General features: G+C 68.6%; 17 protein-coding genes. 10 read left to right on the plus strand and 7 right to left on the minus strand.

Features of this window, described 5'->3' with window-relative positions:
• Window positions 1-40 precede the first annotated feature (40 nt).
• The gene (locus PBV52_RS19635; protein WP_274239811.1) at window positions 41-1,480 is read right to left on the minus strand and encodes an aldehyde dehydrogenase; all 1,440 of its coding nucleotides are present in this window, start codon (window positions 1,478-1,480) and stop codon (window positions 41-43) included.
• A gap of 379 nt (window positions 1,481-1,859) precedes the next feature.
• Here PBV52_RS19635 and PBV52_RS19640 point away from each other — a divergent pair, with 379 nt between their 5' ends.
• From PBV52_RS19640 to PBV52_RS19650, 3 genes are all read left to right on the plus strand, one after another.
• A complete protein-coding gene (locus PBV52_RS19640) occupies window positions 1,860-3,059 on the plus strand; it encodes an NAD(P)/FAD-dependent oxidoreductase (protein WP_274239813.1) in 1,200 nt (399 codons plus the stop codon).
• 56 nt (window positions 3,060-3,115) lie between these two features.
• Complete coding sequence (locus tag PBV52_RS19645; RefSeq protein WP_274239815.1) at window positions 3,116-4,336, plus strand: cytochrome P450; 1,221 nt, start codon at window positions 3,116-3,118, stop codon at window positions 4,334-4,336.
• Between the two features lie 248 nt (window positions 4,337-4,584).
• Window positions 4,585-5,349, plus strand: a complete 765-nt coding sequence (locus tag PBV52_RS19650; protein ID WP_274239816.1) for an SDR family NAD(P)-dependent oxidoreductase — start codon at window positions 4,585-4,587, stop codon at window positions 5,347-5,349.
• A 14-nt stretch (window positions 5,350-5,363) separates the two neighbouring features.
• On the opposite strand, the gene PBV52_RS19655 is transcribed toward PBV52_RS19650, so the two are convergent.
• Entirely contained in the window at window positions 5,364-5,993 is a 630-nt protein-coding gene (locus tag PBV52_RS19655; protein ID WP_274239817.1) for a TetR/AcrR family transcriptional regulator, read from the minus strand.
• 121 nt (window positions 5,994-6,114) lie between these two features.
• Between PBV52_RS19655 and PBV52_RS19660 the strand changes: the two genes are divergently transcribed.
• From PBV52_RS19660 to PBV52_RS19670, 3 genes are all read left to right on the plus strand, one after another.
• Window positions 6,115-7,317 (plus strand): cytochrome P450, encoded by a 1,203-nt coding sequence (locus PBV52_RS19660; protein WP_274239818.1) that lies wholly within the window; start codon window positions 6,115-6,117, stop codon window positions 7,315-7,317.
• 27 nt (window positions 7,318-7,344) lie between these two features.
• Window positions 7,345-7,539 carry a ferredoxin gene (locus PBV52_RS19665; RefSeq protein WP_274239819.1) on the plus strand — a complete coding sequence of 65 codons (195 nt, stop codon included), beginning with the start codon at window positions 7,345-7,347 and terminating at the stop codon, window positions 7,537-7,539.
• A 149-nt stretch (window positions 7,540-7,688) separates the two neighbouring features.
• Window positions 7,689-9,164, plus strand: coding sequence for an MFS transporter (locus PBV52_RS19670; RefSeq protein WP_274239820.1), 1,476 nt, complete (start codon window positions 7,689-7,691; stop codon window positions 9,162-9,164).
• 180 nt (window positions 9,165-9,344) lie between these two features.
• Here PBV52_RS19670 and PBV52_RS19675 read toward each other — a convergent pair whose 3' ends face one another.
• From PBV52_RS19675 to PBV52_RS19685, 3 genes are all read right to left on the minus strand, one after another.
• A complete protein-coding gene (locus PBV52_RS19675; protein ID WP_274239822.1) occupies window positions 9,345-10,139 on the minus strand; it encodes a DUF6281 family protein in 795 nt (264 codons plus the stop codon).
• 221 nt (window positions 10,140-10,360) lie between these two features.
• Window positions 10,361-11,005: a hypothetical protein gene (locus PBV52_RS19680; protein WP_274239823.1), complete on the minus strand. Its 645-nt coding sequence runs from the start codon at window positions 11,003-11,005 to the stop codon at window positions 10,361-10,363.
• The gene (locus PBV52_RS19685; RefSeq protein WP_274239824.1) at window positions 11,002-11,571 is read right to left on the minus strand and encodes an RNA polymerase sigma factor; all 570 of its coding nucleotides are present in this window, start codon (window positions 11,569-11,571) and stop codon (window positions 11,002-11,004) included. Before PBV52_RS19685 ends, PBV52_RS19680 begins: the two co-directional genes overlap by 4 nt.
• Before the next feature lie 270 nt (window positions 11,572-11,841).
• Between PBV52_RS19685 and PBV52_RS19690 the strand changes: the two genes are divergently transcribed.
• The gene (locus PBV52_RS19690) at window positions 11,842-12,537 is read left to right on the plus strand and encodes a type 1 glutamine amidotransferase domain-containing protein (RefSeq protein WP_274239825.1); all 696 of its coding nucleotides are present in this window, start codon (window positions 11,842-11,844) and stop codon (window positions 12,535-12,537) included.
• A gap of 37 nt (window positions 12,538-12,574) precedes the next feature.
• Here the strand turns inward: PBV52_RS19690 and PBV52_RS19695 are convergent, their stop codons facing one another.
• Together PBV52_RS19695 and PBV52_RS19700 are read right to left on the minus strand one after the other, a co-directional pair.
• Window positions 12,575-14,803 (minus strand): alpha-L-fucosidase, encoded by a 2,229-nt coding sequence (locus PBV52_RS19695; protein ID WP_274239826.1) that lies wholly within the window; start codon window positions 14,801-14,803, stop codon window positions 12,575-12,577.
• A 102-nt stretch (window positions 14,804-14,905) separates the two neighbouring features.
• Entirely contained in the window at window positions 14,906-16,762 is a 1,857-nt protein-coding gene (locus tag PBV52_RS19700) for a ricin-type beta-trefoil lectin domain protein (protein ID WP_274239827.1), read from the minus strand.
• A 477-nt stretch (window positions 16,763-17,239) separates the two neighbouring features.
• Here PBV52_RS19700 and PBV52_RS19705 point away from each other — a divergent pair, with 477 nt between their 5' ends.
• The 3 genes from PBV52_RS19705 to PBV52_RS19715 are packed head-to-tail and all read left to right on the plus strand — an operon-like array spanning window position 17,240 to window position 20,942.
• On the plus strand, window positions 17,240-18,304 hold the full coding sequence (locus tag PBV52_RS19705; RefSeq protein WP_274239828.1) for a sugar ABC transporter substrate-binding protein: 1,065 nt from the start codon (window positions 17,240-17,242) through the stop codon (window positions 18,302-18,304).
• A 39-nt stretch (window positions 18,305-18,343) separates the two neighbouring features.
• Window positions 18,344-19,906, plus strand: a complete 1,563-nt coding sequence (locus tag PBV52_RS19710) for a sugar ABC transporter ATP-binding protein (RefSeq protein WP_274239829.1) — start codon at window positions 18,344-18,346, stop codon at window positions 19,904-19,906.
• On the plus strand, window positions 19,899-20,942 hold the full coding sequence (locus tag PBV52_RS19715; protein ID WP_274239830.1) for an ABC transporter permease: 1,044 nt from the start codon (window positions 19,899-19,901) through the stop codon (window positions 20,940-20,942). The genes PBV52_RS19710 and PBV52_RS19715 overlap by 8 nt, the downstream gene beginning before the upstream one ends.
• Window positions 20,943-20,954: the final 12 nt, after the last annotated feature.

Raw genomic sequence — 20,954 nt, forward strand, 5'->3', positions numbered from 1 at the left:
GGGCTGGTCGGCAGGTGTGGTACGGATGCGTGCCGGAGTGTCAGGCCTTGATGACGGCGGCCTTCTCCCGGGTGAACTCCAGGACGGCGTCGTGGCCGTAGCCGCTGTCCTTCACGCCGCTGAACGGCAGCTCGTACCGCGTCTGGCGGTAGGCGTTGACCCACACGTTGCCCGCGTCGAGGTCGCGGACGAAGCGGTGGGCGCGGGCCAGGTCACGGGTCCACACCCCGGAAGCCAGGCCGTAACGGCTGTCGTTGGCGAGGGCGACGGCCTCGTCGTCGGTGTCGAAGGGGAGGACCACGGCGACGGGGCCGAAGATCTCCTCCTGGCAGATGCGCAGCGAGTTGTCGGTAGTGGTGAAGAGGGTGGGTTCGACCCAGTGGCCGCCGGGCAGTTCGGGGACCAGGTCCGGGCCGTGCCGGCCGCCGAAGACCAACTCCGCTTCCTCCGCACCGGACTTGAGGTAACCGACGACGCGGTCGTACTGCTCCCGGGAGATGAGGGGGCCCATGGTGGTGGTGTCGTCGGCCGGGTCGCCGAGGACGATTCCCTCGGCGACCGCGCGGATGCGCTTCAGCATCTCGTCGAGGACCGGCCGCTGGACGAGGATCCGGGAGCCGGCCACACACACCTGTCCCGCGTTGCCGGTGAAGACGGACTCGACCGTCACGCCCTGCGCGGCGGCGTCGAGGTCGGCGTCGGCGAAGACGATGTTGGGGGATTTCCCGCCGAGTTCGAAGATGCTCGGGGTGAGGGTGTCGGCCGCCGCCCGCTGGATGGCCCGGCCGGTCTCCGTCGACCCGGTCATGGTGATCTTCCGGACGTCCCGGTGCCGGACGAGGGGGTCGCCGGTCTCCTCGCCGGTGCCGGAGACGATGTTCAGGACCCCGGGCGGCAGCGCTTCGGCGACGAGTTCGGCGAAGCGCAGTGATGACACGCTCGCCTGCTCCGGGGGTTTGACGACCACGGTGTTGCCGGCCGCGAGCGCCATGGCCGCCTTGTTGGACAGCATCGCCAGCGGAGCGTTCCAGGGGACGATGGCGGCGACGACGCCGTAGGGCTCACGCCGGGTGAAGCCGAGGCTGGTCGGGTCCAGTACGACGCTGTCGCCGGTGACCCCCTCCAGCGTCCGGCCCGCGGCCTGGTTCCATACGAACGCCATGCCGATTCCGGCGCGTTGGATGTTCTCGCCGAGGAGACGGCCGTTGTCGCGGGTTTCCAGCCGGGCCAGTTCCTCACCGTTTTCGATGAAGACCTTTGCCACCTGCTGCAGATAGAAGTTGCGGACCACCGCCGACAACGCCGACCAGCCGGGGTAGGCCTCCTTCGCGGCCGTGACCGCGGCGTCCACGTCCGCCTGGCCGCTCGCGGGGATCCGCGCCCAGACCTCGCCGGTCGCCGGGTTCTCCACGTCGAGCCATCGCCCCGATGCGGGTGGACGCAGGGTTCCGCCGATCAGGTTCCGATACGCCTCAGTCATGCTTCGCCTCTTTCCGGGAGTGAACTGGCCTCCGCCCACGAGAGGGGCGGGGCGGAACGCCATGGGGCGCAGGGGCGCACGTCATGACGTCGAGAGCGTGAAACGACTCAAGCGATTGGAAGCTATCGCTTGGTGGAAGCGGGCGTCAACGAGCAAAAACCGCACTTCACGTGGCTATTTTCGGTTCGTTCTCCCGGATGCGACCTAGGGATGACGAATCCAATGGCACTTACTTCTCAAGTATGTTGTCCCGTGACCCGCACTAGGTGAGAGTGGCTATCAGTTCGAGGAGTCGAGCGGGCATCGCAACGGCTCAGCAAAGGAGACATCTGATGCAACTGACAGCCGGCATCGGCGCACCCGGCCGCGGGGCCGCCTCGTGAACCGGATCGTGGTCGTCGGCGCGTCGGCGGGCGGACTGGCCACGGCGGAGGCACTGCGCCGGGGGCGCTACGAGGGTGCGATCACGCTCGTGGGCGACGAGCCCTACGCCCCCTACGACCGTCCGCCCCTGTCGAAGCAACTCCTCAAGGGCGACTGGCAGCCCGACCGTCTGACGCTGCGTCCCGCGGCGGACATCGACGCCCTCGGCCTGGACCTGCGCCTGGGCGCGACCGCCGTCGGGCTGGACCGGAACTCCCGCCAGGTGCGGCTGGCCGACGGCGGCCTGGTGCCGTACGACGCGCTGGTCGTCGCCACCGGTGTCCGTCCCCGCCGCCTGCCGGGCTGTGACGGCGTGTCCGGTGTGCACGTGCTGCGCACCGTCGAGGACGCGCTGGCACTGAAGGAACGGCTGCGCCCGGACCGGCGCCTGGTGATCGTCGGAGGCGGGTTCATCGGGGCGGAAGTGGCCGCCACGGCCCGCGCGCTGGGCATCGCGGTGACGCTCCTGGAGGCGGGCACGGTCCCCATGGGCCAGGCCGTCGGCGACGAGACCGGACGGTTCCTGACCCGGATACACCAGGCCCACGGCGTGGACGTGCGCACCGGTACCTCGGTCCACGAGATCCAGAGCGCCGCCGGCCGGGTCACCGGTGTCCTGCTGTCCGACGGCAGCGTCCTGCCCGCCGACGACGTCCTCGTGTCCATCGGCTCCCTGCCCAACACCGAGTGGCTGGACGGCAGCGGACTGGCCCTCCAGGACGGGCTGCTGTGCGACGAGTACTGCGCCGCCGCGCCCGACGTCCACGGAGTCGGCGACGTGGCCCGCTGGCACAACCCGTTCTTCGGCACGTCGATGCGCATCGAACACCGCACGAACGCCGCCGAGCAGGCCATGGCCGTCGCCCGCAACATCCTCACCCCCGACCAGCGGCGGCCGTTCGCGCCGGTGCCGTACTTCTGGTCCGACCAGTACGACGTCAAGATCCACGCGTACGGCCACCTGCGCGGCCACGACGAGGCGCTCGTCCTGCAGGCCGATGACGCACGGCGTCTCCTCGTCGCCTACCGCCGGGGCGAGCTGCTGACCGGCGTGCTCGCCGCGGGGCTGCCGCCCAAGGACGTACGCGCCTGGCGCTCGCTCGTCGCGGCCGGTACCGCCTGGACGGAAGCCGTCATCGGCGCCCCCGCGGCATGACGCCACGTCCGCGAACGCCCTGTACCCACACCCCCCACACCCCCACTGGAGGACCCATGAGCACAGCCACCGATCCGACCGGCAACCGCGATCTGCCGGCCTACCCCGCCGCACGTTCCGCGCGCTGTCCGCTCGATCTGCCGTCCGAGTACGAGCAGTGGCGCCTGGGCGACGGGCTGCAGAAGGTCCGGCTGTGGAACGGCGAGACCGCCTGGGTGGTCACCCGCCACGAGGACGTCAAGTTCGTCCTGTCCGACCAGCGGATCAGCGCCGACACCGTCCGCTACCCCCGGATGCACCCGGGCGCGGACCAGATGCAGGTGCCCGCGTTCCCACGCATGGACGACCCCGAGCACGCCCGGATCCGCCTCATGATGACCAAGGACTTCACGGTCAAGCGCGTGGAGGCGATGCGCCCCCAGGTACGGGCGATGGTCGACCGATTCATCGACGAGATGACCGCCAAGGGCGACTCGGCCGACCTCGTCTCGGCCTTCGCGCTTCCGATGCCGTCCCTGGTCATCTCCCTGCTGCTCGGGGTGCCCTACGAGGACCACGAGTTCTTCCAGAAGCACAGCATCACGATCAACCAGCCGGACGTCACACCGGAGGAGAAGAGCCAGGCGAGTGCCGCGCTGTTCGGATTCCTGATGGAGCTCGTGCAGCGCAAGCAGCGCGAGCCCGGCGACGACCTGATCAGCCGGCTGATCGCCGAGCGCGTCGAGACGGGGGAGCTCAAGCCGGAGGACGTGGCCATGAACGGCCTCGTCCTGCTCATCGCAGGCCACGAGACCACCGCCAACATGATCGGCCTGGGCACGCTGACCCTGCTGGAGCATCCGGAACAGGCGGCCCTGGTCCGGGACAGCGACGACCCCAAGGTGGTCGCGAACGCCATCGAGGAACTGCTGCGTTACCTCTCGATCGCCCAGGACATGATCTGGCGCGCCGCCCACGAGGACCTCGTCATCGGCGGCCAGGAGGTCAAGGCGGGGGACATCATCGCCGTCAACCTGCCCGCCGCCAACCACGACCCGTCGTTCATGGACAACGCCGGGACCCTCGACATCACCCGCAGCACCCGCGGCCACATCGCCTTCGGCTACGGCATCCACCAGTGCCTCGGCCAGAACCTGGCCCGTGTGGAACTGACGGAGGCGCTGCCCCGGCTGCTGCGCAGGCTGCCCGGCCTCCGCCTGGCCGTGCCCCTGGAGGAGGTCCCGTTCCGGGGCACCATGGCCGCCTTCGGCGTCCACGAACTGCCGGTCACCTGGTAGGCGAGGGACCTACATACGGGCGCCCTCCACAGCGGAGGCGCCCCCAGCGCCGCCACCTTGGGAGGTCTGGCGGCGCACCGCGGGGCCGGCGGTCGCCGCCACCCCCGACAGCCGGCCCCGCGGAACCGCATGCGCTGCCGCCCCGCTCCCCTTCGGGCGCGGCCCGATGCGCGGTGGACTTCGCCCGCCCTGCTCACAGGGCCGATCAGACGACGGCTCGTCGCTCACCACACATCAAGGAGACGGACATGAAGGGCCTGCGTGGCAAGCGGATCGTCATCGCCGGCGGCGCCACCGGGATCGGCGCCGCCACGGCCGAACGGCTCGCCGAGGAGGGCGCGTCGGTGGTGATCGGCGACCTGAACCTCTCCGGTGCGCAGGCGACGGCGCGGCGCGTCGCCGAGGGCGGAGGGACCGCCGTGGCCGTGCGCTTCGACCTGGCCGACGAGAGCTCCGTGCAGGCGCTGATCGATCGTGCCGTGGCCGAACTCGGCGGTCTGGACGGCCTTTTCAACGTGGGTGCCAATGTTCCGGACGCGGTGCCCGACCGGGACACCGATCTGCTCGGCATGGATGTGGAGCTCTGGCGCCGTACCTTCGAGGTGAACCTGCTCGGCTACACCCTGGCCTGCCGGGCGGCCATCCCGCATCTGCTCGCCGCGGGCGGGGGCTCGATCGTGAACTGCTCCTCCGGGGGTGCGTGGTCCGGCCTGCCCGTGCTGCCCGCTTACTCCACCTCGAAGGCCGGGGTCAACGCACTGACCCGGCACATCGCCTCGCGTTGGGGCCGGGAGGGGATTCGGTGCAACGCCGTGGCACCCGGACGGGTCGTGACCGAGTCCCTGCAACGCAACGGTGCTCCCGCGCCGCAGCCGGGACAGGATGTCCGCAGTACCCGGGTCGGCAGGCCGGCCGACATCGCGGCCACGGTGGCCCTGCTGCTCTCCGACGACGGAGCGTGGGTCAACGGCCAGACGTGGTCGGTCTGCGGTGGATCGAGCCTGCGGGAGTGAGAGCGACCGCGCGGTCAGGCAGGCCGGGCACCCCGCTTCGGCCACTGCCGGAGCGGCTCCGGCGCCTTGAGCACGGTCGGCTGCGCAGGGGCGAGGCCGTCGAGCACCAGGGTGATGTAACGCTTCCAGCCGTCGCCGTCGGGATCCACCGTGGTCAGGACGCTCAGCAGCATCACCGTGATCCGGTGGAGATCGTCGGGAACGATGTCGGCGCGCACCCGTCCCGCGATCTGGGCCCGTCGCGTGACCAGGATCAGTGCCTCGTAGAAGGGTTCGGAGATTTCCGACGCCAGGGAGCCCGCATTGCGCACCGCGCCGAGGAGGCCTTGTTCCCGGGCCGCGAAGGAGACCGCGGCCTCCCACAGGGTCACGAGCCCCCGCAGGGGATCGCTGTCCTCGAGTGCCCGGCTGATCGCGGGCGACATCTCCTCGCCGACCTTCTGGTCCAGCGCCGCACGGACGAGTTCCTCCTTGTTGGGAAACCGTCGGTACAGCGTCGCGATGCCCACACCGGCGCGGCGGGCGATCTCCTCCAGCGAGGCGTCGGGGCCGCTCTCGGCGTAGAGCTCGCGCGCGGCCCGGAGGATCTTCTCGGAGTTGCGGGCGGCGTCGGCGCGCAGTCGACGCGGAGTTTCAGCAGTCACCGCCCCACCTTACCAACCAATAGTCCACTATCTATTGAGTTCGTACACCGACCCGTATAACCGATAGCATCATCTCAGTTAAAGCGAGTGCCCTTGCCTTGCCCCCACCAAGGAGTCGTCCATGCCGGCCAACCAGCCAGCCACGTACCCGTTCGCAGCCGAGAAGCTCGATCTCAGCCCTCTGTACTCCGACCTGCGGAAGGAGCGGCCACTGAGCCGGGTCCAGCTCCCCTACGGCGAGCCCGCCTGGCTGGCCACCCGCCACGAGGACGCGCGGTTGGTCCTCGCCGACCCTCGCTTCAGCCGGAACGAAAGCCTGAGGCATGACGAGCCGCGCTTCAGGCCCTTCCCCACGCCGCCGGACGCGCTCATGATCATGGACCCGCCGGAGCACTCGCGCCTGCGCCGGCTCGCGGCCAAGGCGTTCACCGTCAAGCGGGTCGAGGACTGGCGGCCCCGTGCCGAGCGGATCGCCGCCGATCTGGCCGACGGCATGCTCGCCAAGGGTGCCCCCGCCGACCTGGTCACCGACTTCGCGCTGCCGTTGCCGATCAGCGTGATCAGCGCCCTGCTCGGGGTGCCCTTCGAGGACCGGGAGAAGTTCCATGTCTGGGCCGAGGCGTTCATCTCCACCACCAAGTACACGGCGGAGGAGGCGGCGAAGCACCGGGAGAGCCTGACCGCGTACATGGCCGGTCTGATCGCCGAGCACCGCGAGAATCCCCGCGACGACCTGATCGGCGATCTCGTCGCCGCGCGGGACGAGGACGACCGGCTCTCCGAGGGGGAGCTGCAGACCATGCTCTCCGGCATCCTCGTCGGCGGCTTCGAGACCACCGCCACCCAGATCACCAACTTCGTGTACGTGCTGCTCACCCACCCCGAACAGCTCGCCGCCCTGCGCACCGACCTGGACCTGATCCCGCAGGCGGTGGAGGAACTCCTGCGCTTCGTCCCGCTGACCATCGGCACCACCTTCGCCCGCTACGCCCTGGAGGACGTCGAGGTCGGCGGGGTGACGGTACGGGCCGGCGAGCCCGTGATGGTCGCCCTGCACTCGGCCAACCGGGACGAGTCCGTGTTCACCTGCCCCCACCAACTCGACCTGGAGCGCCGTGAGGCCGCGCACGTCGCCTTCGGACACGGCGCACACCACTGCCTGGGCTCCCCGCTCGCCCGGGTGGAACTGCAGGTGGCCCTGCACACCCTGCTGACCCGCTTCCCGGGCCTGCGGTTCCACGAGTCCGAGGCGGACGTCGTCTGGAAGTCCGGAGTGCTCACCCGCGGTCCGGAGCGCCTGCCGGTCGCCTGGGACCAGCCCTGACCCCCACACACACAAGGAGAGAGAACCATGCACATCGAATTCGACGAGCCCAAGTGCGTCGCCGCCGGACAGTGCGTCGTGGCCGCACCCGAGGTCTTCGACCAGCGTGACGAGGACGGCATCGCCATCCTGCTGACCGAGACCCCCGCCGCCGAGCTGCACGAGGGCGTGCGGGAGGCCGCGGCGATCTGTCCGGCGGCAGCCATCCGTCTGAAGGAGTAGCCGCGCACTCCTGCGGCCGCAGCCGGGCCGCCGCCCGGCGTCCGGCGGCGCTCCCCCGTCTTCCCCGGGGAGCGCCGCCTCACCCATGCGCCGTGTCACTTCCCCGAGTTCGCATGTCCCTGCCCATCGCCCCACCCGAGAGGCCCCCCATGTCCGCAGCATCATCCAGGCCAGCCGCCACGACGGCGTCCGCCGCTCCGCGCGCGAACGCCGTCGTGGCGGTCCTGGCCTTCAGCGGGATCGCGGTCTCGCTGATGCAGTCCCTTGTGATCCCCCTGATCCCCGAGCTTCCGGCACTCCTCGACGCCTCCGCGGCGGACACCGCATGGGCCATCACCTCGACACTGCTCGCCGGCGCCGTCGCCACCCCGGTCATGGGACGGCTCGGTGACATGTACGGCAAGCGGCGCATGCTGCTGATCAGCCTCGCCCTCCTCGTGGCCGGCTCGGTGGTCTGCGGCCTCAGCAACTCACTCACCCCGATGATCATCGGCAGGGTTCTGCAAGGTCTGTCCGCCGGCGCCGTCTCGCTCGGCATCAGCATCATGCGCGACGAACTGCCCGCCGAGCGCCTGCCCGGCGCGACCGCCCTGATGAGCGCGTCCCTCGGCATCGGCGGTGCTCTGGGGCTGCCCGCGGCGGCCCTGATCGCCGATCACTTCGACTGGCACCTGCTGTTCTGGACCTCCGCGGTCCTCGGCGTCCTCTCCGTGGTACTCGTCGTGACGATGGTCCCCGAGTCCGAGGTCCGCACAGGCGGCCGCTTCGACCTCATGGGCGCGGCCGGCCTCTCGGCCGGGCTGGTCTGTCTGCTCCTTGCCGTGTCCAAGGGTGCCGACTGGGGCTGGAGCAGCGGTACCACGCTCGGTCTGTTCGCCGCCTCGGCGGTCGTGCTGCTCCTGTGGGGACGGTACGAGCTGCGCACCCGCGCGCCGCTGGTCGACCTGCGCATCACCGCCCGTCGTCAGGTGCTGTTCACCAACCTGGCGTCCATCGCCATCGGGTTCTCGCTGTTCGCGCTGTCCCTGGTCATGCCGCAGCTGCTGCAACTGCCCGAGCAGACCGGCTACGGCATGGGCCGGGACTTGCTGACGGTCGGTCTGGTCATGGCCCCGATGGGGCTGGTGATGATGGCGACGGCGCCGTTCTCCGCTCGTATCACCAAGGCGCGCGGCCCCAAGGTCACACTGATCATCGGCGCCTCCGTCGTCGCGGCCGGATACGCGACCGGCGTCGTGCTGATGGCCGAGATCTGGCAGCTGGTCGTGGTCGGCTGTATCGTCGGCGCGGGCGTGGGGCTGGCGTACGGCTCGATGCCCGCGCTCATCATGAGCGCCGTACCCGTGTCGGAGACCGCCGCGGCCAACAGCCTCAACACGCTGATGCGTTCGCTGGGGACCTCGACCTCCAGTGCGGTCATCGGCGTGCTCCTGGCACAGATGACCACCGACTTCGCCGGTCACGCCCTCCCGTCGGAGAACGGTTTCAGGACCGTCCTGCTCATCGGCGCCGCCGCTGCCCTGCTGTGCTGCGCGCTCGCCGCCTTCCTGCCCCGCCAGGAGTCCGGCCCGGTATCGGCGCATGGGGCGGCCAAGCCGTCGGAGCCGGCGAAGACCACCTCGTAGCGCCGTCTCGCAACGTCGCTCCGCAGCACTGGTGGGCGACCACGACGGACTTGTCGCCCTTCTTGATCACCTGAGTCGTCACGCGCCTCGGTCCGGGCGACGGTCGCGTCGGAGGGCCTCCCCCTGGGCGACGGCGGGTCGCCGACCCGCAGGGGCAGGATCCGGCAGCTGTGGGGGAAGTTACGAGGCGTTGGTGAGCTTCTGGATCACGGCGGGCAAGGGCTTGTCGAGGTCGGCCACGTAGATCTGCATGGTGTCCGAGGAATCGACGACCGCGATGGCGATGCCGGCTTCGACACCGGGGATCTTGTACGCGGGCGATTCCGACTGCGGGACCAGGCCGTCGTTGTAGTCGTCGGGTGTGTCGACGCAGGCGACGTGGACAGCCTTGCCCACCTTGTTCCCGGCCTTGAAGTCGCGGTGGCCGGTGATGCCCGTGTAGACCTTGCCAGCGAATTCCACCTCCTCCGCGCACGCGTTTTCAATCATCGGCGTTTCCGTCTCGGTCTCCGCGGTCGCGTCGTCGATGAGCTTCTGAACCCTGGCGGGCAGCTTCTTGCCGGAATTGACCACGAAGAACATGTCGTCGACCGCGATGGCGATGCCGGGGTCGACACCGTCGATCTCATAGGCGGGCGATTCCGGCTGAGGGACGAGAGCGTCGCTCTTCCGGTCCGTGTCGTCGCACATGACCGAGACGGCCTTGCCCACCTTGTTCCCGATCCTGAAATCGACGTTCTCGACCGCCCTGTAGACGCGGCCGTGGAACTCCACGTCGAGCGGTTCCGCGCAGGCAGCGGGGGCCAGCTGTGCCGAGTTCTCCGACTTGGTCTTCGAAACCGCCTTGCCCGACTGGGACTTCGAGCTCGCGTCGTCCGGCGCCGTCGGCGAGCATCCGACGGCGAGAGCGGCGAGAGCAGCCGTCGCCAGCAGGATCTTCTTCACATTTCGGGCAGGGCTGATCGCGCTGGTCATCGTTCTGTCTCCTTGATCGCTGTTCGGCGGACGGGGACGTTTCCCGTGCCGAGAGGTACGGCCTTCGTGATGCAGACCATGAGTTGGTGCCGCCACGCGGTGGCCGGATGCTCCTGCCGCGCGTCGGATGTGATGTGCCGACGTACGAGGGTGAGGTGCGGTGTCGCGGCGGCGCCCGCTGCGCCCCGCGAGCCGGGCGGCAGGCGCCTACCCGGATTCGCTCACTTCTCGAAGGCCTGGCGGAACAGGTCCCTGCCCTGGTCCGTGGCCCGGATGGTGCCGCCACACACGGGCACGACGCCGTTCTCGGCGGTGACGAGGTAATGCTGACCGACCTCGAACACCCATCCTTCCGGCCAGTCCTCGTCGTTGCCGAGTCGGGCCGTGGTCGTGGTCGTGTCGCCGCCGCGATACCAGTGGTCGACACGGAACTCGACCCGGTCGCCCTCTTCGGAGGTCACCGTGCCTTCGAAAGCGGTCGCGTTGCGGCGCAGGGTGTCGGCGGTGGGCTCCGCGCACGCGGATGAGGGTGCCCCGCTGTCGAGGTCCTCGACAGTCAGGGCCAGCGGGCCGGCCGAGGGCGACTGGCCTTGGTTCGTCGCGACGCCCCAGGTGATACCGCCTCCCACGAGTAGTGCGACGGCCGCTGCCGGCATGAGGAGCCTACGGCGGCCTGCGCCCGGGAGACGCTGCGGCGACAGACGTGTGACGGTGGCGGCGCCGGGCGCCGGCCGGGTCGTGGTGTCGTGGGTGGTGTCGTGGGTGATCGCAACCTCCACAAGACGGTTGATGTCCGGCAGCGGAGCGTTCGAGGTCAGTGCCGGGTCCACGGCCTTCAGGTGGGCCAGCAGCTCGTCGTCGTTCACCGACTGCTCCTTCCTTCACTCGTCTCATGTCCGGCCGGTGTGCTGTTCTTTCGCTCGAGCAGTCCGGCGAGCTTCTTCTTCGCCCGGTGCAACCGGATGCTCACGGCGTTGGAGGTCATGCCGGTCACCTCCGCGATCTGGAGCGGCGCCAGCTCCTCCCACGCCCACAGGAGCACCACCTCGCGATCCAGCACACTGAGCTTGTCGAGTGCGGCGTGCAGGTCGGAGTGGTCAGGTGGTGCGGTCGGGAGTGCCTCGCGCGTCCGGGTCAGCCGCTCCACCAGCCGGAGCCGGCGGCTGTCCGCCCGGCGGGCGTTGGCCAGACAGCCGCGGGCCACGCCATAGCACCAGGGCAGCACGTCATCGGGATCGATCGCAGGGCCTGACCCGAGCCCGGGCACATCGTCGAGACGACGCCAGAGCACGAGCAGCGTCTCCGAGAGGACGTCATCGACCATGTCGGCATCCGCCCGCCGCACCAGATACCGGTGCAGCGGCTCCACCACCACATGCGCCAGCGCTTCGAAGCGGGCCTCTGGATTCCGGGTCGTTCTCAGTTCCGTCATGGATTCCACACCCTGCCCTGTCCGGCACCGGCCGCATCCTTTCAGGGCTGAGGAACCCGCAACAGAAAAGGGCGTCCTCACCCGCGGACGGCCGACCGAGCAACGACTCGGCACCGGACGTCCTGGACCTTCGGGATGAGGACCAGTGGTACTCCAGTACTTCACGCCCAGTCCCGATTCACTTCCGGGGTACTGGGGGATGCCTGGAAATCATTCCTAGGTTTTCCAGGAGCCTTGCCGTCACCGTCAATCATCAGCAAAAGGAGCCCCATGTCCCGCAAGAACCGCATCCTCGTCATCGTCACCAGCACCGGCGAGTACGAGACGGTCGGATACCGCACCGGACTCTGGCTGGGTGAACTGACGCACTTCTACGACGTCGCCGAACAGGCCGGATTCGACCTCACCATCGCCAGCATCGAGGGCGGACCCGTGCCACTCGACCCGGAAAGCCTCACCCACGACATCGTCGGCGATCTCGGCACCGACAAGCGGTACACCGACCGCCAGTTCATGGACAAGCTCCAGGACACCGTCGCCGTGTCCGAAACCGGCGTCGACGACTACGACGCCGTCTACCTCACCGGCGGTCACGGCGTGATGTTCGACTTCTACCAGAGCCAGGCGCTGGAGACCGTCATCGCACGGTTCTACGAGACCGGCCGGATCGTCTCGGCCGTATGCCACGGGCCGTGCGGTCTGCTCGACGTCACACTGAGCAACGGCGAGCCCCTGGTGAAGGGCAAGAACGTCACCGGCTTCTCCTGGCGGGAGGAGGAACTCGCCCAGCGGGACCACGCCGTCCCCTACAGCCTCGAGGACCGGCTCAAGGAACTCGGAGCCTTCTACAGCATCGCGGAACAGCCCTTCGGCATCCACGTCGTCGAGGACGGCCGCCTCATCACCGGGCAGAACCCCGGCAGCGCCAAGGCCGTCGCCGAGGCAGTGGTCCGACACCTCGGCTGAGGGCCCCCCGTAGCCGCAGCGACGGGGGGCGGTGTGCTTATAGTGCGGTGATGGTCCACAGCAGGTTGTTGCTGTTGTTCCAGGTCCACTGCTTGGTGACGGACCCCGAGGCCACGTTGCCGCCGCTGTCGAGGACCCGTCCCGTGGTGCGGTTGGCTATGGAGTACTGGCCGTCGCCGCGGTGGGTGATCGTCCACTGCTGGTTGGTGTGGCCGTTCCACTCCAGTTGTCTGCACGCCGCGCCGTTGCTGGTCGCGCCCCAGCCGTCGGCGACCATGCCGTTGGTGCGGTTCTCCAGCTTGTAGTAGCCGTTACCGAGGTCGATCGCGTGCCACTGCAGGTTGTTGCTGCCGTCCCAGGTCCACTGCTTGAGGTTGGACCCGCCGGCCACGTTCCCTCCGCTGTCCAGGGCCAGGCCGCTGGTGACGTTGGTGATCCTGAACCACGTCGACGGGTTGAACATCACCTTCAGTGATTCGATGCTGTCGTTCTGGCCGGTGACCCGCAGGTCGGCGTTGTCGGCCGCGAACGTCCACGACGTGCCGCTGAAGTTGTCCCCGGAGTAGGCGACGATCTGGTGTCCCGGAGCGGGGCGCAGCGAGGAGATGCTGTTCGGGGAGATCCCGGCGAGGGCGAGCTGGTCGGCGGTGTAGCTGCCGAGGGCGAGCACGGCGGTGTCCCCGGAGTAGCCGACGTCCCCGAACACCACGGCGCCCGCGACCGGGCGCAGGCTGGGGATCTGGCCGGAGAAGGTGAACTTCAGGACGTAGGCCTCGGCGGAGAAGGGTGCCGAGGAAGGCAGGGTGACCTGCAGTCCGGACGCGCTCTGGGTCGGGGTGGCGAGGTTGATGTAGGTGCCGGCGGTCGAGTCGAGCAACTTCACCGAGGTCAGCGTGGACAGGTTGATCCTGCCGGAGTTCAGCGTCTTGATCGTCAGGGAGCTGCCGGGCCAGCCCAGGACGGTGGCGTAGAGGGCGTTGTTCGCCTTGTTGCGAGTGAAGCGGATGTCCTGCGCGGTGCCTGACGTCGGTTCCGCGAAGGTGCTGCCGCCCATCTTCGTGGGGCCCTCGCCGTACGCGGTCCAGGCGCGGGTCGAGTAGACCGACTCCCCGAAGCGCTGGAGGTAGTCGCCGATGCCGAGCAGCAGGTCGCGCTGTGCCTGGGGGATGGTGCCGTCGGCCTTGGGGGCGATGTTCAGCAGCACGTTGCCGTTCTTGCTGACCCGGTCGATGAACGAGTGCAGCAGCTGCTTGACGGTGTAGTAGCCGATGCCCTCGGTGTAGCACCAGCTGGTGCTGGAGACACTGTCGTCGGTGAGCCAGTAGGGCGCGGTGAGGTCGGCCGGGCCACCGCGCTCGTAGTCGAAGACGGCGCCCTTGGGGTTGAAGCCGTCCTTGTAGGTGGCGACGACCTCTTTGCCCCACGCGTTGGCCTGGTTGTAGTAGTACGACAGGAAGTTCAGCCGCTGTGTCTCGTCGACCGCGTCCATCTTGAAGTCCTGCCAGAGGATGTCCGGCTGCGCCCGGTCGATGACCTCCTTGAGCTTGTCGTACCAGAGCTGGTTCTCCTGGGCCGAGCCCAGTTGGCCGTAGAGCTTCTTCAGGCTCGGGTCCGACTGCGTCGGCGCGTACTGGAAGAAGCCGGTGAAGTTGTAGGCATGGTGCATCGCCACCAGCAGCTTCAGGTTCTTGGCGCGGATGGCGTCGGTGAACAGGTCCAGCAGGTCGAGCCCCGGGCCCTTGTCCACCGAGTTCCACTCATTGACCTGGCTGTCCCACATCGAGTAGCCGTCGTGGTGCTCGGCGACCGGCCCGGCGTACTTCGCCCCGGCGTCCACGAACAGCTGCGCCCACTCGTCGGGATCGAAGTTGCCGCCGGCCGACTTCAGCTTCGGCGCGAACTCCCTGTGGTTGTCCGCCAGGTCGTTCGCCCCGTTGATGAAGTTGTGGTACGGCCACGCGGACGGGCTGCCGTAGGTGGCCACGTGGTGCTGGTTCGCGTTGCTGTTGTTCTGGTACATGTGCCGCGGGTACCACTCGCTCTCGAACGCCGGCACGCTGAAGACGCCCCAGTGGAAGTAGATGCCGAACTTGGCGTCCTTGAACCACTCGGGGGCCGCCGGGTGCTGGTCGACGGAGTCCCAGGTGGGTGTGTAGGTGGTGGGTGCGGCCTGGGCGGTGCCGGCGCCGAACACGCCCCCGGCGACGGTCGCCGCCGCTACGGCCGTGGCACCGGCCAGGAACTGACGTCTGTTGATGTGTGACACCGGGGGCCTCCAAGGCGGCTGGTTGGTGCGGTCGTGAGTGCGGGGCGGGGAAGGAGGGGCACGGGTGCGGGCGCGCCTGCTCAGGCACGCCCGCGGGAACCGTCAGCCGGGGGCGGTCGCGGACCACTTCTGGTTGGGGTTGCCGGTGCAGCTCCACAGCTGCACCGGGGAACCGTTCGCCGTGCCGTGGCCGGTCACGTCGAGGCAGAGACCGGACTGGTCGTTGGTGACGCTGCCGTCCGCGTGGAAGGTCCACTTCTGGCTGGTGTGGCCGTTGCAGTCCCAGGTGATGACCTTGGTGCCGTTCGCCGTACCGTTACCCGAGGCGCCCAGGCACTTCCCGGCGATCCGCAGCTCACGGTCGGCGGAGTAGAGGTACGACTGGTTGGTGTTGCCGGAGCCGCAGTCCCAGATGTACTGCTGCACGCCGTTGGCCGGGTTGCCGCGGTCGTCGAGGCACCGGTTGGAGCCCTGCCCGACGAGCTGCGCGGCGCCGTTCTGGGCGCTCTTGGTGAAGGTCACCGTGGCACCGGCGGGCAGGGTGTACTGGAAGGACCCGTCTCCGTTCCACGTGGTGGTGAAGGTGGTCGCGCTGGAGTTGTTGTTGTGGGCGACCAGCACTTCGCTGCCGTCGGGGTTCTTGTACGCCTGGGCCCAGACGTTGCCGCCGTCGCTGTAGCCGATGCGGGTGGCACCAGGGACGACGAACTTCGAGAACTGGCCGAGCTGGTAGTAGTTGTCGGTGTAGGTGGGCTTGCCGGTCGCCTGGTCGATGGTGACCAGTCCGGTGCACTTCTCGCAGCCGACGCCCATCTTGGGGCCGCCGTTGGTGTCCAGGGCCAGGTTCCACAGGAGTACGCCGTTGGCCCAGTTGAAGGTGGACTCCAGGGTGAGCTGGGCGGCGTTCATCGGCGCGATGCCCGGCCCGGTGGAGCACTCGCTCTCGTAGAGCCTCTTGTCGGGGTAGGAGTTGTGGATGGTGGTCATGTTGCGCAGGTCATTGCGGTAGCAGTGCCACGCGGTGCCGTACGTCGCGTCGCGGGCTGCCTGGTTGGCCATCAGCGTGTTGGCGTAGTTGACGTTCACGTGGTCGGCGTCGGCGCCCAGGATCTTCGTGTCGTCCAGGCCGGCCTGCTTCAGCGCCGGGGCGAGGTGGTCGGCGATGAAGCGTGCCTCGTCGGCGGCGGGCCACAGCATCGCCGAGTAGGAGGGCGGCGAGATCGTCGGCTCGTTCTGCGGGGTGACGCCCCAGACCTTGACGCCCTTGGCCTTGTACTCCTGGAGGAACTTCACGTAGTAGTTCGCGAGCGGGCCGTACATGTCGGCCTTCAGGGTGCCGTTGCCCGCGCCCAGCATCGTGTTGGTGGTCTTCATCCAGGCCGGCGGACTCCAGTTGTTGGCGAAGAGCTTCATCTGCGGGTTGAGCGCCTGGGCCTGCTTGATGACCGGGATGACGTACGCGTCGTCGTGCGCGGTGGAGAAGTTGGTGAGGTTCGGGTCGGCGACGCCGCCGTTGTCGTCGTAGGAGTAGGTGCCGGGGCTGGAGGGCGGGGTCGCGGTGTAGTCCGAGGAGCCCATCGGTACCCGCATCAGCGACAGGCCGATGCCTGAGCCCCTGCTGAACAGGTCTCTCATCACCCGGTCCCGGGTGGCCGCGTCGAGCTTGTTCTGCAGCAGGTAGGTGGAGGTGTCGGTGAAGGAGGCACCGAAACCGTCGATGGTCTGGAACGTCTTCGAGTCGTCCACCGTGAGGTTCACGGCGCCCAAGGACACCGGACCCAGGGTGATGCCGGGCTGCGGGGTCAGGGCCTGACTGAGGTCCGACGTCGTCAGGGTCACCCCGATCACGGTGTCCGCGGCGTGGGCCGGTGTCGCCAGCACGGCCATGCCGCCTGTGGCGGCCAGGGTCAGCGCGGTGATCTGCGCACCGACCGTGCGGAAACGACTTCTGAGATGCATGGAGGATCCCTCTTCGTCCAAGGGGAAGGCAGAGGACACACCGGGGCGCGGTGGCCGTGGGGCTCGGGTGCCCGGTGTTACGGACGAAGGTCGGGCACGTATCCGGCCGATGTCAACGGTTCGAAGGGATGAAAAGCCGTCCCTTGCAAGCCATTTGATGGTTTCGATACTGATTTGTCCTACTTGCTCGCCCCGAGACATGCCATGTCTCCGCGTGCAGCACTCCCGGGACCCGCACGCACAGCAATGCCGACGTCACGATCCGCATCATTGATGGGATGGATCAAGATCCAGTAAGGCACGTGACTTAAATGGAATGTCTTCTGACCTGGGCATTCACAAAAGCCCCTCTTGAGACCCTAGACACGTCCCTCGTGCATCGATTACATACATCCCATCTCTCGACGGGAGTGGCACTCACCCGCCGCACAGCGCGGCGTCGCCCGTCATCCATCCGCTCAGCCCGAGGAACACCCGATGAGACTCAGAACCACCGCCTGCTCAGTCGCCGCCGCCCTCTCCGCACTGGCGCTGCTCACCGCCTGCGGCGGGGACGCGCAGACCTCGACCACGGCGAGCGACAAGCCGCTGGTCGGCGTCGACTACCCGCGTTCCGACACCGACTTCTGGAACTCGTACATCAAGTACTCCCCCCAGTTCGCCAAGGAGCTGGGCCTCGACCTGAAGACCACCAACTCGCAGAACGACGTCGCCAAGCTGACCGCCAACGCCCAGACCTTCATCAGCCAGGGCGTCAAGGGCCTGGCGATGGCCCCGCAGGACACGGCCGCGATCGCGCCGACGCTGGCGCAGCTGGAAGCGAAGAAGATCCCGGTCGTCACCGTGGACACCCGGCCCGACACCGGCAAGGTCTACATGGTGGTCCGGGCCGACAACCGGGCGTACGGCGAGAAGGCGTGCCAGTACCTCGGCACCCAGCTCGGCGGCAAGGGCAAGGTCGTCATGCTCCAGGGCGGCCTCGACTCCATCAACGGCCGTGACCGCACCGAGGCGTTCAACGACTGCATGAAGAAGAACTACCCGGACATCAAGGTCTTCGGTGAGGCCACCAACTGGGACGGCGCCGTCGCCGCCCAGAAGCTCCAGACGCGCCTGACCCAGCACCCGGACATCAAGGGCGTCTACATGCAGTCCAGCTTCGCCCTGTCCGGCACGCTGCAGGTCCTCAAGCAGAAGGGCCTTCTCGTCGACCCCAAGGACAAGAAGCACGTCTTCGTCGTCTCCAACGACGGCATCCCCGAGGAACTCAGGAACATCGCCGAGGGCAAGATCGACGCCACCGTCTCCCAGCCGGCCGACCTCTACGCCAAGTACGCCCTGTACTACCTGAAGGCCGCGATCGACGGGAAGACGTTCAAGCCCGGCAAGACCGATCACGACAGCACGATCATCCAGGTCCGCGACGGCCTGCTGGAGGACCAGCTCTCCGCACCGCTCGTCACCGCCGACGGCGGCACCTACGGCGGTGTACCCAGCCTGAAGAGCGACGACACGTCGCTGTGGGGCAACAACCTCGGCTGACCGGCGTCATCAACTCATGACTAGTACAAGGTGGTTGAGATGAGCGACGGGGAACGAGCAGTCACCCCCGCGCCCGGCCCGGTGGACAGCGGGCGGGCCCCGGCGGGCCCGCCCGTGGTCGAGGCGACGGGCATAGTCAAGCGATTCGGTCCGACGGTGGCCCTGAACGGCGCCCGGATCGTCATCAGGCCGGGCGAGACCCACGCGCTCGTCGGCCGCAACGGCGCCGGCAAGTCGACCCTGGTGTCCGTCCTCACCGGGCTCCAGGCCCCCGACGAGGGGACGGTGACCTTCGGAGGCGAGCCGGTCCCCCGGCTCGGCGACCGCGACGCCTGGCGGCAGCGCGTGGCCTGCGTCTACCAGAAGTCGACGATCATCCCCACGCTGACCGTCGGCGAGAACATCTTCCTGAACCGGCACGACCACGGACGCAACCGGCTCATCAGCTGGCAGGGTGTACGCCGCCGGGCCCAGGAGTTGCTGACGACGTGGTCGGTCGAAGTGGATCCGCAGACGCCCGCGGGCGATCTCAGCGTGGAGCAGCGGCAGTTCGTGGAGATCGCGCGTGCGTTGTCCTTCGGTGCGCGGTTCATCATCCTCGACGAACCCACCGCCCAGCTGGACGGGGCCGCGATCCAGCGGCTCTTCGACCGGATTCGCGACCTGCAACGCCAGGGCGTCACCTTCCTGTTCATCAGCCACCATCTTCAGGAGATCTACGAGATCTGCGACATGGTGACGGTGTTCCGCGACGCCCGGCACATCGTGACGGCGCCGGTCGCTGAACTGCCCCGCACCGAGCTCGTCGCCGCCATGACCGGCGAGACGGCGGCCGGTCCGCGCGGGGATCGGGCGAGCACACTCGACCCCGGTGCCACGGCCGCGCTGAGCGTCCGCGGCCTGAGCGCCGGCACCTACGGTGACGTCACCTTCCAGGTGAGCGCCGGGGAGATCGTGGGACTCGCCGGAGCCGCCGGCAGCGGACGTACCGAGGTCGCCGAGACCGTCGTAGGACTGAGGGCCGCGGAAACCGGCGAGGTGGAGATCGCCGGCAACCGCCCCCGCTCCGGCAGTGTGCCCGCCGCGCTCGCCGCCGGCGCCGGGTTCGTCCCGCAGGATCGGCACCACCAGGGTTTCGTCCCCGACATGTCGATCGCGGACAACGCCACGCTGTCGGTGCCCAAGCGGCTGGGGGCCAACGGGTTCCTGAGCCGCGGCCGTCGCGACGGACTCGCCAGGGAGATGATCGAGCGGCTGGCGATCAAGACCCCCGGTCCCGAACTGCCCGTCTCCGCCCTCTCCGGAGGCAACCAGCAGAAGGTCGTCATGGCCCGCGCCCTCGCCGACGACCCGAAGCTCCTGGTCCTGATCAACCCGACCGCGGGCGTGGACGTGCGCTCCAAGGAGTTCCTCCTCGGCAAGGTCGAGGAGACCGCGGACGCCGGCACCGGAGTGCTCATCGCCTCCGACGAACTCGACGACCTGCGCATGTGCGACCGGGTTCTGGTGATGTTCCAGGGCCGTGTGACCAACGAAATCGCCCGCGGCTGGCACGACCACGATCTGGTGGCCGCCATGGAAGGAGTCGACCTCGATGCCTGAGACCGTCCTCGCGGACACCACACCGCCGGACGCCGCCCCCGCGGCCGTCAAGCAGCCCGGTCTGATCGGCGGCCGGATCCCACTGGCCCGGCTGCGCGACCTCGCGCTGGTACCGGCGATCGTGGTCATCGCGATCGTCGGACAGATCGTCAACCCGGTCTTCCTGCAGGCCGACAACCTCATCAACGTCCTGCAGACCATGTCCGAGATCGCCCTGCTGGTCCTCGCCCAGACGATGGTCCTGATCGTCAAGAAGATGGACCTGTCGCTTGAGTCGACCATGGGCCTAGCGCCCGGCGTCGCGGCGTGGCTGGTCGTGCCGACCGGCGCCGGACACGGCCTGGGGCTGCTGCCCGGCGCCTGGTCCGTCCCCGTCACCCTCGCCGTCGGCGTGCTCATCGGTGTGGTCAACGCCCTGCTGATCATCCGCTTCGGGCTCAACGGCTTCATCGTCACCCTCGGCATGCTGATCGTGCTGCGCGGCATCCTCACCGGAATCTCCGGTGGCCAGACCTTCTTCCAGCTGCCGGAGTCCATGCTCTACCTGGGTACCGCGCAATGGTTCGGGATGCCCGCGTCGATCTGGGTCTGCCTGGTGCTGTTCGCCGTTGCCATCGTCGTGCTGGGCTGGACCAGCTTCGGCCGCTCCCTGTACGCCATCGGCGGCAACGTCGACGCCGCGAAGGCGGCCGGCATCCGCACCGACCGGGTGCTGTGGATCGTCATCGTCGCCGGCAGCCTGCTCGCCGCTCTCGCCGGACTGCTGCTGTCCGGACGCCTGGCCTCGGTCGCGTCGGCGCAGGGCAACGGCTACATCTTCACCGTGTTCGCAGCGGCCGTCATCGGCGGCATCAGTCTCAACGGCGGCAAGGGCACCATGTTCGGCGCCTTCACCGGCATCCTGCTGCTCTTCATGATCCAGAACGTGCTCACCCTCGCCGGAGTCCCGGCCCAGTGGATCGGCGCCCTCAACGGCCTGATCATCCTTGTCGCCCTGATCATCTCGCGCATCACCGGCGGCAAGGTCCAGGAGTGACTCCGGGCGGCC

This window comes from Streptomyces sp. T12 (genome assembly GCF_028736035.1).
In the GTDB taxonomy this organism is placed as follows: domain Bacteria; phylum Actinomycetota; class Actinomycetes; order Streptomycetales; family Streptomycetaceae; genus Streptomyces.

What these genes read in the sequence shown, in the direction of transcription:
- PBV52_RS19635 (WP_274239811.1), bottom strand. Translation starts at nt 1,480, where the DNA reads ATGACTGAGGCGTATCGGAACCTGATCGGCGGAACCCTGCGTCCACCC.
- PBV52_RS19645 (WP_274239815.1), top strand. Translation starts at nt 3,116, where the DNA reads ATGAGCACAGCCACCGATCCGACCGGCAACCGCGATCTGCCGGCCTAC.
- PBV52_RS19650 (WP_274239816.1), top strand. Translation starts at nt 4,585, where the DNA reads ATGAAGGGCCTGCGTGGCAAGCGGATCGTCATCGCCGGCGGCGCCACC.
- PBV52_RS19660 (WP_274239818.1), top strand. Translation starts at nt 6,115, where the DNA reads ATGCCGGCCAACCAGCCAGCCACGTACCCGTTCGCAGCCGAGAAGCTC.
- PBV52_RS19665 (WP_274239819.1), top strand. Translation starts at nt 7,345, where the DNA reads ATGCACATCGAATTCGACGAGCCCAAGTGCGTCGCCGCCGGACAGTGC.
- PBV52_RS19670 (WP_274239820.1), top strand. Translation starts at nt 7,689, where the DNA reads ATGTCCGCAGCATCATCCAGGCCAGCCGCCACGACGGCGTCCGCCGCT.
- PBV52_RS19675 (WP_274239822.1), bottom strand. Translation starts at nt 10,139, where the DNA reads ATGACCAGCGCGATCAGCCCTGCCCGAAATGTGAAGAAGATCCTGCTG.
- PBV52_RS19685 (WP_274239824.1), bottom strand. Translation starts at nt 11,571, where the DNA reads ATGACGGAACTGAGAACGACCCGGAATCCAGAGGCCCGCTTCGAAGCG.
- PBV52_RS19690 (WP_274239825.1), top strand. Translation starts at nt 11,842, where the DNA reads ATGTCCCGCAAGAACCGCATCCTCGTCATCGTCACCAGCACCGGCGAG.
- PBV52_RS19700 (WP_274239827.1), bottom strand. Translation starts at nt 16,762, where the DNA reads ATGCATCTCAGAAGTCGTTTCCGCACGGTCGGTGCGCAGATCACCGCG.
- PBV52_RS19705 (WP_274239828.1), top strand. Translation starts at nt 17,240, where the DNA reads ATGAGACTCAGAACCACCGCCTGCTCAGTCGCCGCCGCCCTCTCCGCA.
- PBV52_RS19710 (WP_274239829.1), top strand. Translation starts at nt 18,344, where the DNA reads ATGAGCGACGGGGAACGAGCAGTCACCCCCGCGCCCGGCCCGGTGGAC.
- PBV52_RS19715 (WP_274239830.1), top strand. Translation starts at nt 19,899, where the DNA reads ATGCCTGAGACCGTCCTCGCGGACACCACACCGCCGGACGCCGCCCCC.